Source organism: Microcoleus sp. AS-A8 (assembly GCA_039962225.1).
Lineage (GTDB): Bacteria > Cyanobacteriota > Cyanobacteriia > Cyanobacteriales > Coleofasciculaceae > Allocoleopsis.
Window position 1 is genome coordinate 67,744 of record JAMPKV010000015.1, and the last position, 13,950, is coordinate 81,693.

The 13,950-nt window shown below is 44.8% G+C and carries 15 protein-coding genes; 6 read left to right on the forward strand and 9 right to left on the reverse strand.

From position 1 onward, the window contains the following. Window positions 1-10 precede the first annotated feature (10 nt). Together NDI48_22290 and NDI48_22295 are read right to left on the reverse strand one after the other, a co-directional pair. The gene (locus tag NDI48_22290; protein ID MEP0833898.1) at window positions 11-286 is read right to left on the reverse strand and encodes a hypothetical protein; all 276 of its coding nucleotides are present in this window, start codon (window positions 284-286) and stop codon (window positions 11-13) included. After that, entirely contained in the window at window positions 243-932 is a 690-nt protein-coding gene (locus tag NDI48_22295) for an NB-ARC domain-containing protein (protein ID MEP0833899.1), read from the reverse strand. The genes NDI48_22290 and NDI48_22295 overlap by 44 nt, the downstream gene beginning before the upstream one ends. A gap of 397 nt (window positions 933-1,329) precedes the next feature. Between NDI48_22295 and NDI48_22300 the strand changes: the two genes are divergently transcribed. Beyond that, window positions 1,330-2,499, forward strand: a complete 1,170-nt coding sequence (locus tag NDI48_22300) for a patatin-like phospholipase family protein (protein ID MEP0833900.1) — start codon at window positions 1,330-1,332, stop codon at window positions 2,497-2,499. A 118-nt stretch (window positions 2,500-2,617) separates the two neighbouring features. Beyond that, entirely contained in the window at window positions 2,618-3,373 is a 756-nt protein-coding gene (locus tag NDI48_22305; GenBank protein ID MEP0833901.1) for an N-acetylmuramoyl-L-alanine amidase, read from the forward strand. Between the two features lie 101 nt (window positions 3,374-3,474). Here the strand turns inward: NDI48_22305 and nfi are convergent, their stop codons facing one another. The 3 genes from nfi to ispD all read right to left on the reverse strand — a co-directional run bounded on the left by nfi (window position 3,475) and on the right by ispD (window position 6,180). Then, window positions 3,475-4,137 carry a deoxyribonuclease V gene (gene nfi, locus NDI48_22310; protein MEP0833902.1) on the reverse strand — a complete coding sequence of 221 codons (663 nt, stop codon included), beginning with the start codon at window positions 4,135-4,137 and terminating at the stop codon, window positions 3,475-3,477. 158 nt (window positions 4,138-4,295) lie between these two features. Continuing rightward, window positions 4,296-5,453, reverse strand: a complete 1,158-nt coding sequence (locus NDI48_22315; protein MEP0833903.1) for a class I SAM-dependent methyltransferase — start codon at window positions 5,451-5,453, stop codon at window positions 4,296-4,298. 19 nt (window positions 5,454-5,472) lie between these two features. Further along, window positions 5,473-6,180, reverse strand: coding sequence for a 2-C-methyl-D-erythritol 4-phosphate cytidylyltransferase (gene ispD / locus NDI48_22320; GenBank protein MEP0833904.1), 708 nt, complete (start codon window positions 6,178-6,180; stop codon window positions 5,473-5,475). A gap of 65 nt (window positions 6,181-6,245) precedes the next feature. On the opposite strand from ispD, the gene NDI48_22325 reads away from it, so the two are divergent. Further along, entirely contained in the window at window positions 6,246-7,208 is a 963-nt protein-coding gene (locus NDI48_22325) for a glycosyltransferase family 9 protein (protein ID MEP0833905.1), read from the forward strand. Between the two features lie 80 nt (window positions 7,209-7,288). On the opposite strand, the gene NDI48_22330 is transcribed toward NDI48_22325, so the two are convergent. After that, entirely contained in the window at window positions 7,289-7,768 is a 480-nt protein-coding gene (locus tag NDI48_22330) for a CRR6 family NdhI maturation factor (GenBank protein MEP0833906.1), read from the reverse strand. A gap of 259 nt (window positions 7,769-8,027) precedes the next feature. Between NDI48_22330 and NDI48_22335 the strand changes: the two genes are divergently transcribed. Continuing rightward, window positions 8,028-8,645: a DUF1326 domain-containing protein gene (locus NDI48_22335; protein ID MEP0833907.1), complete on the forward strand. Its 618-nt coding sequence runs from the start codon at window positions 8,028-8,030 to the stop codon at window positions 8,643-8,645. 11 nt (window positions 8,646-8,656) lie between these two features. Beyond that, entirely contained in the window at window positions 8,657-9,490 is an 834-nt protein-coding gene (locus tag NDI48_22340) for a DUF2182 domain-containing protein (protein MEP0833908.1), read from the forward strand. A gap of 81 nt (window positions 9,491-9,571) precedes the next feature. Here the strand turns inward: NDI48_22340 and NDI48_22345 are convergent, their stop codons facing one another. Next, window positions 9,572-10,339 carry a phospholipase D family protein gene (locus tag NDI48_22345; protein ID MEP0833909.1) on the reverse strand — a complete coding sequence of 256 codons (768 nt, stop codon included), beginning with the start codon at window positions 10,337-10,339 and terminating at the stop codon, window positions 9,572-9,574. Window positions 10,340-10,595: 256 nt separating this feature from the next. Between NDI48_22345 and NDI48_22350 the strand changes: the two genes are divergently transcribed. After that, window positions 10,596-13,151 carry an NACHT domain-containing NTPase gene (locus NDI48_22350; GenBank protein MEP0833910.1) on the forward strand — a complete coding sequence of 852 codons (2,556 nt, stop codon included), beginning with the start codon at window positions 10,596-10,598 and terminating at the stop codon, window positions 13,149-13,151. An 88-nt stretch (window positions 13,152-13,239) separates the two neighbouring features. Here the strand turns inward: NDI48_22350 and NDI48_22355 are convergent, their stop codons facing one another. Together NDI48_22355 and NDI48_22360 are read right to left on the reverse strand one after the other, a co-directional pair. Then, on the reverse strand, window positions 13,240-13,575 hold the full coding sequence (locus NDI48_22355; GenBank protein MEP0833911.1) for a DUF5615 family PIN-like protein: 336 nt from the start codon (window positions 13,573-13,575) through the stop codon (window positions 13,240-13,242). Further along, on the reverse strand, window positions 13,544-13,879 hold the full coding sequence (locus NDI48_22360; protein MEP0833912.1) for a DUF433 domain-containing protein: 336 nt from the start codon (window positions 13,877-13,879) through the stop codon (window positions 13,544-13,546). Before NDI48_22360 ends, NDI48_22355 begins: the two co-directional genes overlap by 32 nt. Window positions 13,880-13,950: the final 71 nt, after the last annotated feature.

Sequence of the window (13,950 nt, forward strand, 5' to 3'; positions counted from 1 at the left end):
ATCCCAGAGTTTAACGGTGCGATCGCAACTTCCACTCGCTAAAATCCCCCCTTGTCTCCCAGGGTAAGCAATTGGACTGAAAGCCAGTGAAAGAACCCAGTGGGCAGCGCGTATGACCCTGACAGGTTATGAGTGGCTTCATATCCCCCACTTGCCATATCCGAATTCCGCCGCTTTCACCTGCGATCGCTAAGCGTTTTCCATCCGGGCTATAAGCTACCGATAAAATACTCCCGAAGGTTTCAGCAAAAACAGATTTGCTCAGGTCGGCATTTTGTAAATTCACCTGGTGTAAGTTTGCATTTCTCGTCTAACGTTTTTGGCAAATCTGTGACCTGCTGCTGAGACAGAAATTCGATCAGGTCGCCTAGTAGGTCTTCAAGAGATGGGGCGTGCAGTAGCGATCGCCAAATCAGGTCCTTAAATTCCCCCTGAATTTGTTGAGCTAGCTTGACAGATAGAGCGGTTTTACCCATTCCCCCCATGCCAAACAGTGTCACGACTCGGCAGCGTTCCTCGACAATCCAGCGTTTTAGGGTAGCAAGGTCTTCAATGCGATCGTAGAAAACGGATACATCCACCGCATCACCCCAGTCTTGATACTGGTTAGTACTTGACTTCAAGGTCGTGATTGGATGGGAAGCAACGCTTTGAACCTGCTGGGATTCGCTGACCAACACGGTGCGTGAATACCGCTTCAAGACAGACTGAAGATTATTTTTTGATACCTTTTCCCCAAAGGCGCGTGAGAGTAGCTGCCATAGTTTAGAGCCAGCATCCCTAATGTAACCAAGGTCATAACTAGAGCTTTCTGCAATCTCCTGATATGACCGTCCTTCCCAAGCTTGCCTAAATACAATTTCTTGAACTTTGTTTAAGCGTTCTTGTTCTAAAACTTTCTCAACAATTAAAAGTGCGTCTTCAACCGTCATTGGTTCCCAAAAGCTTAAGCCTCCTGTGTTAGGAGGCAGTGATTTCATCAGAAAAGGTTATTTTTTTGTGACTGTAGTATTCTTCACCCTGTTCTTTGCCAATTACGCAAACCTACCCGTCACCCATATTGCGTTTGGGTATTATGACATTCTTCTGACATTGGCTCTGACATTTTTATAACTTTTTCCGACTCTCAATCCGAGTATCGCTGGATTAACTTGGGTTTATGAACAACCTAAAAGCCTGTGGAACAGGATGAGGCAAGACAAAACTTTAGGTTTTATAGCCTTCATCATTCTTAATTAATTTTGAGACATTTTATCCTGATGAGGAACTAGAGTTTTGTAGCAATATTAATGACTGACTTTTTAAGAATCAATCTTGGAGAAAGACATCATGAAAATTAATAAACCTTACCGCATCCTTTCTATTGATGGCGGTGGCATCCGGGGTCTAACCTCTGCAATCTTGCTAGAGTGCTTGGAACAAAGGATACAAAAACATGAAAACAACCCCAATGCGCGACTCAGAGATTACTTCGATCTGATTGCAGGAACCTCCGCAGGCAGCATCATCGCTTGTGGTATCGCTAAGGGAATTAGTGCGACCGAAATCAAAAATTTGTTTATACAAGATGGGAAGGAGATATTCCCAGACAAATGGTGGAACAAAGGGTGGTTTCGGAGCGCGATTAGAAGTCTTTGGGGACGAATTACGACTGGATTTACTCAGCCGATGTATGACGGCAAAGGGTTAGAGGATGTTCTGAAGAAGGTGTTTGGGGAAGAGATTTTATTTGAAGACTTGCCTAAACCGACCCTAATTACAAGTTATGACGCCTATAATCGACAAGCTGTGGTGTTCAAGAATACCGAACCCCTACTTGGAAAAATACCTGTATGGGAGATTTGCCGTTCTTCATCGGCGGCACCCGTTGCCTTTCCTGCTCATGAAATGAAGAATGAGCATTTTCTCCAATTTACCAAGGCAATGGGTTTGGAAATACCTGCTAGTGAAAGCATTCCCTTAATTGATGGCGGTGTAATTGCTAACGATCCGGTACTGTGTGCGATCGCGGAACGTCTGAACTGGAACCTCACCCCTCCAGCTAATCAAGAAAAATGGATTCCTGAGCCATGCAACACCTGGGTTGATATCAAGGATATTGTAGTAGCTTCCTTCGGCAGTGGACAGCCAATTCAAAGAGGGATCGACATCAAACAGGCGAGAGGATGGGGTATTGAATGGGCGAGTCCATTAAGGGGCGTACCTCTCATCGATATCCTTTTCGATGGTTCTACTGAGACAAGTAATTACATCGCTAAGAACATCCTTTGGAAGAACAAGTATTTTCGCTTCCAACCTATCCTCAATGAAGAGAGTAGTATTTCTCCCTTTGAGGCTAATGAACTTAAACTTACAGCCTTGCAAAAGACAGTAGGAAATTTTTGCGCTCAAGTTGATGAACAGCTCAATCAATTGGCAACAATTGTTACATCAACGACAAGCAATCAAGCTACAGATGTAGAAGAAAATGACTTGCCCGTTTCAAGTCATTCCTGCTAAAACTATTTGCATGATTTTTGGCATTTTTTAGGGCTATTTATACTGTCGGTGCATCTGCAAACTCCCGGATTTATATATCCGGAAAATCCAAAATCCAAAATTAAATGACAGGTGAACTATGAAATTTGGCATTGATATCGGACACAATTGCAGACCCGATACCGGCGCTCCGGGTCTTGCTAGTGGTAAAACTGAAGATCAACTAACGATGGCTGTTGGCACGAAGCTGATACAAAAGCTGAAAGATGCAGGTCATACTGTTGTCGAGTGTAAACCCAGTAGTGCTATCAACGAGACTGATTCTCTGAAGAAACGGGCTAATAAAGCGAATCAAGAAAAGGTTAATCTTTTTATTTCGCTTCACTTTAATTCTTTTAACGGCAAGGCACGCGGTACAGAGATCTTTGCACTCAGCAATGCGAGTAAAGCGATCGCGACCTCAGTCCTGAATGAAATTACCAAACTGGGATTTCTCAATCGGGGTGTAAAGAGTGCCAACTATTTGGTACTGAAGAATACCAGTATGCCAGCTATTCTAATTGAGTGCTGCTTCTGTGACTCAGCGAAGGATATGGCAATATTTGATGCAGAAGAAATGGCTGAGGCGATTAAGGTGGGTTTAATTGGACAGCCTGCTATTGCTAAAAAGAAATATGTCTTAGAGATTACCAAAAAAACCGTCCTCAAGCCTTCAACTGAACAAGCAGCAGATTTGCCTAAAGAAAGCTGTATAGATATCGAGCCAGGTAAGTACGCAATTCTCGATTTCAGCTCTGAAGAAGGGCATTACTGTGTGGAGTGGCTTGATAGCAACAAGGGAAATCGTAGAGAGCATTTTGTCTTTACGGGATTTGCTAAGGTTACTGAAGGTTGAGGCTAATTTCTAGCTAGTTATGGAGTTTATGTGTGTTATACATTTGCGCCGATATTTGAATGTGCAACACCATTTCATAACCAGCGAAGGTACTCGCTTTGCTACCTATTTGATGCCAGTTTATCTGCCCAACGGGTTGTTTCTGGCAACCGATATTTGGTCAGGCAGCGTAGTACATAATCAATTGCAGTCGGTAAGCTGATGCGATAACCGGGGGAGACATAAAGAGGTTTTACACCCGTGCGCGATCGCACAACCGCCCCAACAATCCCTCCCTTGTACCGCAATGGTTGCCAACTCCCTTTCTCCACTGGCAACTCCTCATGCTTGCCAATCAACAAGGACTTAGCAACCCCAATCGTCGGCATGTCTGTCAGTACCCCCAAATGACAGGCCAAACCAAAGCGGCGAGGATGAGCAATGCCCTGACCATCACACAAGATTAAATCGGGTATCGTGGTGACTTGTTCCAGAGCATCAATCACAACCGGCACTTCCCGGAAGGAGAGGAACCCCGGAACATAGGGAAAAGTCGTAGAGCGTCGTGCGATCGCCTGTTCCACCAACTGCAAGTCCGGAAAACTTAACACCGCCACCGCCGCCCGTGAGATGGCATAATCCTGCTCAAACCCAACATCCACCCCCGCCACATACTGCACGTCTCCCAACTGGTCTTCGGTAATCACCTCCGGTTGCAGTTGATTTTGAATGGCGATCGCCTCTTCCACGGTGAGAGGCCAAGGATGGCGTTGGTGAATTTTCATGAGATTTTTCACGGGTAAAGGAACAAATCACAAGGCGATCGCTTTGAGCATTGAATATGGCTTAGTGCAGCGTGGCGGAAATAACTATGCACTTGAAAAGTTACTTTCCTTCTGCCTCCTGCCTCCTACCTTTTGCCTTCTCACACTTAAGGAAAGCTTCATTTTTTACAAGCCAAAAATCGTAAATAATTGCCCGCCGCAATTTCCGCATCTTCATCAGAAATGACAATTACCTTATAGTTCCGCTCCTTAAAAAATTTCATCAAATCATCTTTATGAAAAAAGTAACCGATTGGGTTAACACCCGATGTGAAGTAATCTACTTCTTTATGAATTTTGGCCCGATATTGCTCGCCACAGTACTCTAGTATTTCGTAATCTCCTTCTGGCAAAGAATCTGTGGCACAAAAGCCGCCGATGAAAATGTTTTCAGACAAGGAGCATAAATTTTCTAAAAACAGAAAAGGAGCTAAACTGTGGTAGTATACACCATGAGCAAAAACTAAATCGTAAGTTCCGTATTTGAGATGATTGACGTTATGAAAATCATCCATTACCAACTTGACATTCTCCCAACTAAATGCGTGGCAAGCAATTAATGTTTTGATAGCATTTTCCGCTCTAGCTTCTATACAAGTTAAACTCTTAACGCCTAGTTTTACTAGTCCAGCTGTCAGGCATCCCTCTAAAGGGCCGAACTCGATCACCCTCTTTTCGGCTAAAGGGAAGACATCATTTAACTTATCAATCGGTCTAAAATAAGTCTCTCCTAGATAGTAAGAGGTAATTTCTGCTAAATTTTTCACGTAATAATCGAGGGAGGATTGAGCCATGGGGAGCAGAGTAAACGGCAAAACCAGCTCATAAATACTGGTCAATCGATTGGCATATCTCTCTTTTAGTTGCTGAATAACGTTCCACTGGTATTCACTCAAGGGAATGTGGCAAATAACAAGCTGTGATTCTTCTGGCAAGCCATTGAGATTTATCTGATATTGCCAACCCCATTCTAAAGTGTTTACGTGAAGGTTTTTACTGGTTAAAATAGCTGCTAAAACCTTGATTTCTTCTAACTTACCCAGCAACACAATGGGTTGTTTATGAATTTGGAGTTGGTGGGCAATGAATTCTTGATACGGGGGTTGATTCCATAAATCAGGAATTACTGCATTGGCTTCATCAATGCGCTGATTATCACCCACTTGTGGCTGGTTTGGATTCAGTCTGGTATTGAACTTATTTCCTAAGGCTTTTAAATTTTCTTGAGGACTTCTTTGATAACTTAATTGCCAGAAGTAGTGTAATTTTTTCAACATTGTTGTCTCTCCTCGCTCATTACAATCCTAATCGCTGGCGGAGAATAAATTCCGCGATCGCTAAATCCACCGGAGTCGTCACCTTGAGATTCGTCTCCTCCCCTTCCACAATTCTTACGGGCAACTTGCACCGTTCAAACAAAGCCGCATCATCCGTAACTTCCCATCCCAAAGTACGCCCTTTGTCATGGCACTGCTTGAGCAACTGTACGTCAAATCCTTGAGGCGTCTGGGCTGCCCATAGGTTCTTGCGTTCGGGTGTATCTTGAATCACGCCTGTTGGATCGACGACTTTAATCGTGTCCTTCACGGGTACAGCCGCAATTAAACCTGGACAATCAAGCAGCACGGCAGCACACCGATTCAGGAGTTGGGGGGTGGCTAAACATCTAGCCCCATCGTGAATCAATACCCGTTGTGCCTCAGGTGGCAACGCCTGCAAGCCGTTATAGACTGATTCCTGGCGAGTGTCTCCTCCCTGAATCAACTGCACGGGTTTTGAGAGGGAAAGCTCCCCCAGAATTTGCTGAAAGTCAGACTGGTCAGCGGGTTGTCCTATAATACCAATCCAGGTAATATCATCTGCGGCCTCTGCGGCTAGGAGAGTCCAAGCTAGTATTCGTTTACCCATCAGGGTCAACAGAAGCTTATTACGTTGGCGAAGCCCGCCCCAGGCATCGATCCCCATCCGCCGGCCCATCCCTGCTGCTGGAATTAATAAATGCACGATCTTCCTCTTTTAGGTATCCACTCCCTTAAAATTAAGCTGATCAATAAGCTCAATCAATTGAGATGAGAATATTAGCCCTTGTCCCTGGGGGAATTGGCGACCAAATTCTATTTTTTCCGACCCTCGATGACCTTCGAGCTTACTATCCCACAGCCGAGATTGATGTCATTGTGGAACCACGCGCAAAGGGGGCGTATCGGGTTTGTAAGTCTGTTGATGAAGTTTTGACGTTTGATTTTAAAGACCGCAATGGTCTGGCGGATTTCGGTAACTTGTTGGGGATTATTCGCGATCGCGAGTATGATGTAGCCCTATCACTAGTGCCGCGGGGTTCTATAGGGCTGTTACTGTGGATGTCTGGTATTCCAACCCGAATTGGCTACGAAGCCAGTGCTGGAAAGTGGTTTTTCACCCATGCTGTCCCCCTAAAAACCGAGCAGTATGCGGCTGACATTTACCATGACATGCTACAGGGGTTGGAAATCAACACCCCTACTCCAAACCTAGCCCTCAGTGTTCCCAAACCAGATATTGAATGGGCGGAACGCGAACAGCAACGCCTGGGAATTGCCGAAAGTGGCTATATTCTCATTGATGCCGGTTCAACCCAACCGACTCAAGAGAAAGGCACGGCTCAACTCTACCCTGTTGAAAAATGGCGACAGATTCTGGCAGATATTCAACAAAAACAGCCGAATCTGCCGATTGTGATGCTCAAAGGGACTGAGGACGCTCAAGTGCCTGCTACCATGCTGCAATCCTTTCCTGATTTGAAAATCACCTCTCCAGGGGATATCGGTAAATTAGCCGCCATGATTGCTGGTGCTAATTTAATCATCTGTACCGATAGTGCGCCCATGCATTTAGCTGTAGCCGTCGGCACTTATACGATCGCTCTATTTGGCTCGACAGAGGCGAAAAAGCGGGTACCCCCAAGTGAAAACTGCATGAGCATTCAATCCCCAACTCAACAGATTGCGGATATCAAACCGGAAGACGTGCTAAAACAAATTTGGCGTGGCTAGTGGGTGCTCTGCTTAGGGCTTGGACAGGTACAAGACCTGTTAAAGTTTGGGCAGGCACAAGACCTGCCCCTACAGATTACTTACTCGATCAGGTCAAAAAAGGTACTATCGAGTTCATAACCCAAGAGTTTAGCCATGGACTGCGATCGCGATTGACCGGGAATCCCTTGTTGTTTTAGCCAGTTAGTGAGGACAAAGATTTTTTGCATCACGAAGATTTCTAAGGCTTCGGGATTGTACTGAATGCCTTCTGTGCGGTTAAATTGGTGCGGCACGAGCATGGCAACGTAGCGGGCGAGTTCACCCGCTTTCCAATCCAACAAAAACGGCATCCAGGGATAGCAAGCATCTAAGCGAATAAACCACAGCCGCACCTCCGGAATTTCTGAGAGTTCTCGCGGATCGGTGGGATCGCGGGGATAGTCGATGTCAAAGCGCAACTGCTGTTCAAAAGAAGCGATCGCTCCGTCATTGAGCAGTTTTTCAATCACCGTTTGGGCTGGCGACAAGTCTAGATTGTTAATGCAGTCAGAATTGAGTGCGATAAGTTCTTCGGGCATAGCTTCGCTTCACGCCATGGTTATCGAGTCATCTGTGAAGGTGACATCTTCCATCTTCCTCTGAATCGACACCCATGTTCACGCCAGGTGTAGATGCATTTTTCTGTATGAAATTAATAATTTTCATGCCTTCGGGGTGAGCTATCGCTCAGGGTGCCTCATCTGAAAATCACAATCACGTATAATTTCTATACCAAAACCCACAGGGTTGTTCTGAGGAATCGACTCGATGGGTGTGTCTTACCCAGGAGTAGCCCCTATGGCAACCGCAGCTACGACTTACAGCTTGGAAGGACAAATTCTGGAAGCCTGCTCTTGCAGTGCGCCCTGTCCCTGCTGGATTGGAGATGATCCAGATGGTGGTTATTGTGACAGCTTTGTCGCCTACCACGTTGAACGGGGAGAAGTTCAGGGAATCGATGTTTCTGGTTTAACCCTACTGAAAATTGTCTATATTCCTGGAAATGTCTTTGCTGGGAATTGGCGTGCTGTCATTTATGTGGATGCCAAAGGAACGCCAGAACAGCAACAAGCGTTGTTACAGGTGTTTAATGGGGAACTTGGGGGCGCGATCGCAGACGTAGCCAAGTTAATCAGCGATGTACTGGATGTGCGAATTGCCCCAATTGAGTACAACATTCACCAAGGGAAAGGCACCATCAAAATTGGTGATGTGTTGGAAAGTGAAATGGAACCCTATCGTGGGCCAGATGGACAGCCCACAAAGATCGTTGATAGCATCTTCAGCACCATTCCCGGTTCACCGGCCTACATTGCTAAAGCGCCCATGCATCGGGTAAATTTACCAGAATTTGACATGACTTGGGAGTACAACGGTCGTAATGCGATCCAAGGCTTATTCCGCTTTGAAGAATAAAGGATACGGCTTTGGAAAAACCTTCGGGTGCACAACAATCATCCATACTCCTGGTTCTGAATAACGCTCTTAACCATGACTTAGTACCCCTGTGGGCGGTTGTTTTCCTAGCTTGGGTGCTGACTTTTCTTGCCGTCCTCTCAGGACAAGAACACTGGCTCCATTACAATGCTCTGATTGAGCACAATTCTTTACCCCTACTGCTCAAGCTGCTACTCTTTGTCGCTGTTTGGCAGGTGATGACAGCCGCCATGATGTTGCCGAGTACGCTACCAATGGTGCGCTTATTTGCCAAAGCCAGTCGCGGACAATCTCAGCCTCAGTTAGCACTCTTGACATTTTTAGCAGCTTATGCATCGGTGTGGACGGGGTTTGCCCTCCTCGCTGTTGCCGGAGATATGGGGTTACATAAGCTGGCGCATCACTGGCTATGGCTGGATCACCATCCCTGGATGATTGCCGGTTCAACCTTAGTGTTAGCGGGTGGGTTTCAGTTCAGTTCCCTGAAGGAACAGTGTTTAAACGCTTGTCGTCATCCGTTTAGTTTTCTCACCCATCATTATCAGCGAGGCTGGCAAGGTGCTTGGAATTTAGGGATTCGTCACGGTTTGTACTGTTTGGGCTGTTGTTGGGCGCTGATGCTGGTGATGTTTGCTGTCGGGGTGGGGCATTTTAGCTGGATGATTGTGCTAACTGTGGTGATGACATTAGAGCGGACGTGGAACCGAGGGCGTGATATTGTTCCTGTGGTTGGGGTTGCTTTCCTGGTTTGGGGTGTTTTGGTGTTGCTGCATCCTAGTTGGTTGCCAGATTTGTTAGGGGGTTATGCAGGAACTCATGCTTAGGTTTTCGGAATGTTGTGCGATCGCTTCGCTGGTAAATTTTTAGCGATAGCGAAGCGCTGCTGCAAGCAGAGCGCGTTTTCTTTAGGCAGCCGAAGTGTCATCGATGCGATCGTCAATTGCGATCGTGTCGCCGTATGCACTTAAGTTTGCCCAAATGGGTGAAAAGTAGCGGTTATGCAGGTTTATCACCTTTTCCACATCAGTAAGAACCTCTACTTCGTCATAGCCGCGTGCTGCTTTTCGCCATGCTGTAGGGGTGAGATTAACGCTACCCTTGAAAGCCAATAACCCATCAATCACAACAAGCTTTTGATGGGGCAATTCCTCCCAATTGCGACTAGAAGCGCAAACTGTTTTGATTGTGAGTCCTGGCGCTTCGTTCTTGTAGCACTCCAATTCAGGCAACAACCAAGCTTGATCTGGAGGTAGAGAGACTATACCGCGCACTTGGATTCGCTGTGCTGCCAGCTTCAAAGCACCGAGAATCTGTTGGTTGATGCCAAAGGTAGTGAAATGGATAAATTTTTGAGCCTTATTAATTGATTCAAATAACCCTTTAAGAGGTGGATAGTCGAAACTGTCTTGCTGCACACGATTCGCTATCAGTCCAAGATGCTTGATGTGTTCGCTGGAGTTATCGATGTCAATGTAAAAACCTCGCTTTCGGAAATAAGCGCGAAATGGTTCAATTTTGAAATTGCCGTCAAAAACATATTCGACTCGGCAAACTGGGCAGTAAATTTGCTGCTTCTGGTTCCGACGCATTGCCTTGGAAATAGCAAGGCATTTTTCGCAATGTGCTAGCGCTGGTGGAAAATGTGCCAAGTATTGGTTATCGAGATGTATCACAGTGAATGTCTCCGCTTGAGTAACTGAGTCCAGTGTGCAGGTTTAACCAAGGCTGAACCAGCGAAGTCCGAGCAGTTACAGCATGAACTTAAAGTTTTCTGCTATCCTTTGGCAAAGCCAGTGAGGGCAAACCCTAAAAGCTTTAGCCAACCTCAACTTCAAAAATGGGCTGGATTTCTTAAAATCAGGGAAAAGCCCTTATCTTCCCGGAAGTCAGCCTAATTATCCGCAACGGGAAGTTAAGCTACGTCAACCAATGCCTCTACAGATGCAAAAACGTACTCGCGGTTACGTCCTCACTCCCGAAGGCGCGAAAAAACTCGAAGCTGCTAAACGAGAGTGGGAAACCCAGCATGAAGCCAGGTGTACCGAGGAAAAGATGAACGAACTGACCAGTCCTTATAAGGAACGTGGTTTAGACGTTGGCACGATTAGGAAAATATTTAAGGGTGAAAAAACGGTTGATAAGAAATCTATTCACTGTCTTTTTAGTGCTTTCAACCTGCAACTAGATGATGATGACCTTACTTCTGAACCTCAAGCCTGCCTGCCAAAGCTAGACCCGAACTTCTTAGGACGAGATGAGGCGATCGCAAACCTCAAAACCACTGTTAGCCAAGGGGATGAGTTGGACTTCGATGCTTTGGTGGAGAAAGTGCGATCGCATCCCTATTTCCATGACAAGATACAAGAGCAGTGCGGACGCCTACGCATCTTGGATGTTGAGTTGCTGGTTGGTATAGACCACATTTACATTGATGTAAATGTTCTGGAAAAGCTGCCCAGCAACAGACGTTTAGAACTTTCTGACTTTCATGGTTTCAACCCAGCTACAGATGATTTTGACCGCTTGGGTTTAGGTAACGTGCGTGAGCCACAAGTACCAGGACTAGAGGCAGTGGCAAGGTACTCTAAGCTGATGGTACTGGGCAAACCAGGGTCAGGAAAAACCACGTTTTTGAAGTTTTTAGCAATTCAGTGTATTCGAGGTGAGTTTCAAAAAGAACGCATACCGATTTTCATAGAGCTGAAGGTTTTTGCTAAAGATGCCAAGCGAAAAGGTGAATTTAGCTTATTGAATTACATCACCCAAGAATTGTGCATCTGTGATGTTCAGGCTCAGCAAGTCGAAGAATTACTGCATCAAGGCAAATTTTTTATTTTGCTAGATGGCTTGGATGAAGTTAAAGCAGATATTGGTGATAAAATCTTAACAGAAGTTTGCGATTTTACTGGAAAGTATTTCAGAAATCACTTTGTTATCACTTGTCGGATTGCTGCACAGTTAGCCACCCAGCGATACAGTTTGAGCTTCACCGATGTTGAGGTAGCGGATTTTGACGAAGAGCAAATCGAAGCCTTTGCTGAAAAATGGTTTGTAAAGGTTGCTCGGAATTCCAAGGAGAAGGGATTAATTAAGGCAGGTCAGTTTATTGAGAAGTTGTATCTGCCGGAAACTCAGCAAATCAGAAAACTGGCTGGAACACCCATTTTGCTCAATTTAATTTGCTTAGTGTTTCTAGAAAAAGCTGATTTCCCCTCTAAACGCTATAAGCTGTATGAACAAGGATTAGGTATTCTACTCGAACGATGGGATGAATCCAAAAACAGTAAACGGGATGAGGCTTATCAAAACTTATCTTTGGAAGACAAGAAAGAGTTGCTGAGTCAGGTTGCATTCATCACGTTTGAGCGGGGCGATTATTTCTTTGAACAAGACCAAATCCAGCAACTCATAGCTAACTATCTCCGAACCTTACCCGATGTCCAAAGTGAACCAAAAGCATTGAAACGAGATAGTAAGGCGGTGCTGAAATCGATTGAGACCCAACATGGCTTACTGATAGAGCGAGCGCGAGAAATTTACTCCTTTTCTCATCTAACATTTCAAGAGTATTTTACTGCTATCGCAATTGTAAATAACCCATATGTAGAAAAGGAATTAGAACATTTAGCTAGCTATGTTACAAAGATTCGGTGGCGCGAAGTATTCTTACTAGTATTTGAGATGCTACAGAAGTCTGAGTATACAGATTTCCTTCTAATGTCTATGACAAAAGAACTGGCGGAATATGCTTCCAGGAATAATAAATTAGAGGATTATTTAAAATGGATTAGTAAGAAATCTTATTTAGTTAAGACTGAAGTAGGAAATCTATATAAGCCAGTGGTAATACGTTCCCATTATTTTAATTATATTAGAAATATTGGACACAGCGGTCAGGCTTTTAGGGGCGCAATTAAGGGGTTTGGTGGTTTTTTTAATTACTTGAGTGCAGAGATTAGACCTCAAGGGACTATGGAATTTGATTTTGATATTACCGGAATATTTGAGCGATGTTTTGACAGAGCTAACGGTATTTACTATTTTAGGAATGAAGGTAGTACTTTGATTCAGGATATTCAAGAAGCTGCTTATTTGGCAACTTATTTTGACAAAATTTGTGCTAAAGCTCCTACTCTTCAATTGAGACAATCACTTGAAAGACTGCGAGATTGCTTACCCCAGTACAATGGAGATATACAAGAATACAATAAGTGGTGGCAAGATGAAGGTCTAACTTGGCTGAAAAACCTGCATGAAGTAATTAAGTACCGTAACATTATTATGATTGATGCTAGGCAATGGAGCCAACAAGAGAAAAAACCATTCTGGCAATATAGTGAAGCTACTTGGTTTTTGATCGAATCTCTCCGAGGGAATTGTTTTGTGTCTCCCGAAGTGCGTCAGGAAATTGAGGAGACGTTGTTCTTACCAAAAGATGAGCTTGAACGGCGACAAGGAGAGGGCAACAACACATCGGGTAGTTGAAACAGCTATCTTGGCTATGCGATCGCATCCCACCACCACCACTCCAAAAGTTCAATTTTCAACCGGATTGAAGGTGCGATCGCCCCAGTTAAATAAATTCGACATGTCCAACCATCTCTTCGGGTTCAAGCAACTCCCAGATGAGAATTAGACTCCGCACAATCTCGCCAATTGACCGAGTACCCTGCTGACAGTAAACAATACCATTGTGAGCAACTCCATCTGCATGAAGTCGCAGAAAGTCTGTATCCTGAGTAAAAATTACCCTACCTTGAGAAAGTGCAAACTCCAGTTGTACCTCATCCGGTGCAGCAATCAGTCCTTCTTCTGAGGTAGTCGTTACATCAATGCCACGACTTCGTAAACCAATGGCTATGGCATTACTGACATTTTCATCCAAGTGGAATCGAATCGTTCCCGACATTTGGATTCCTTAATTTCTGCTGCACTAGAGAAGGAGTTTTAGCCTGCAACTCTTTAGCAAAGGCTTCATCCTCTCGAATTTGTTGTCTGATTTCTTGTAGATGATCGTGATAATAAGCCAAAGCTGCGTACACATCAGCTAAAGTGATTCCCGGATACTGAGATACAATCTCATCCGGTGAAAGTCCCATCCGTTCGTGCCAGATTACAATATCCTGCACTTTAATCCGATGCCCAGCGATGCGTGGCTTGCCCCCACATACGTCAGGAGTGATTTCGATATGTTCTGATATCACCGATTCCATAGGCATCCTTGCAACGAGCGGCACAATGCTTATTATGATTACAGCTTAGTAAAAAGTTTACTAAAAGCTCT

Bases quoted from the DNA above. Each gene is read 5' to 3' on its own strand.
- nfi (MEP0833902.1), bottom strand. From the start codon at position 4,137: ATGAAAATTCACCAACGCCATCCTTGGCCTCTCACCGTGGAAGAGGCG.
- NDI48_22350 (MEP0833910.1), top strand. From the start codon at position 10,596: ATGCCTCTACAGATGCAAAAACGTACTCGCGGTTACGTCCTCACTCCC.
- NDI48_22355 (MEP0833911.1), bottom strand. From the start codon at position 13,575: ATGTCGGGAACGATTCGATTCCACTTGGATGAAAATGTCAGTAATGCC.
- NDI48_22295 (MEP0833899.1), bottom strand. From the start codon at position 932: ATGACGGTTGAAGACGCACTTTTAATTGTTGAGAAAGTTTTAGAACAA.
- NDI48_22325 (MEP0833905.1), top strand. From the start codon at position 6,246: ATGAGAATATTAGCCCTTGTCCCTGGGGGAATTGGCGACCAAATTCTA.
- NDI48_22315 (MEP0833903.1), bottom strand. From the start codon at position 5,453: ATGTTGAAAAAATTACACTACTTCTGGCAATTAAGTTATCAAAGAAGT.
- NDI48_22330 (MEP0833906.1), bottom strand. From the start codon at position 7,768: ATGCCCGAAGAACTTATCGCACTCAATTCTGACTGCATTAACAATCTA.
- NDI48_22300 (MEP0833900.1), top strand. From the start codon at position 1,330: ATGAAAATTAATAAACCTTACCGCATCCTTTCTATTGATGGCGGTGGC.
- NDI48_22335 (MEP0833907.1), top strand. From the start codon at position 8,028: ATGGCAACCGCAGCTACGACTTACAGCTTGGAAGGACAAATTCTGGAA.
- NDI48_22360 (MEP0833912.1), bottom strand. From the start codon at position 13,879: ATGGAATCGGTGATATCAGAACATATCGAAATCACTCCTGACGTATGT.
- NDI48_22305 (MEP0833901.1), top strand. From the start codon at position 2,618: ATGAAATTTGGCATTGATATCGGACACAATTGCAGACCCGATACCGGC.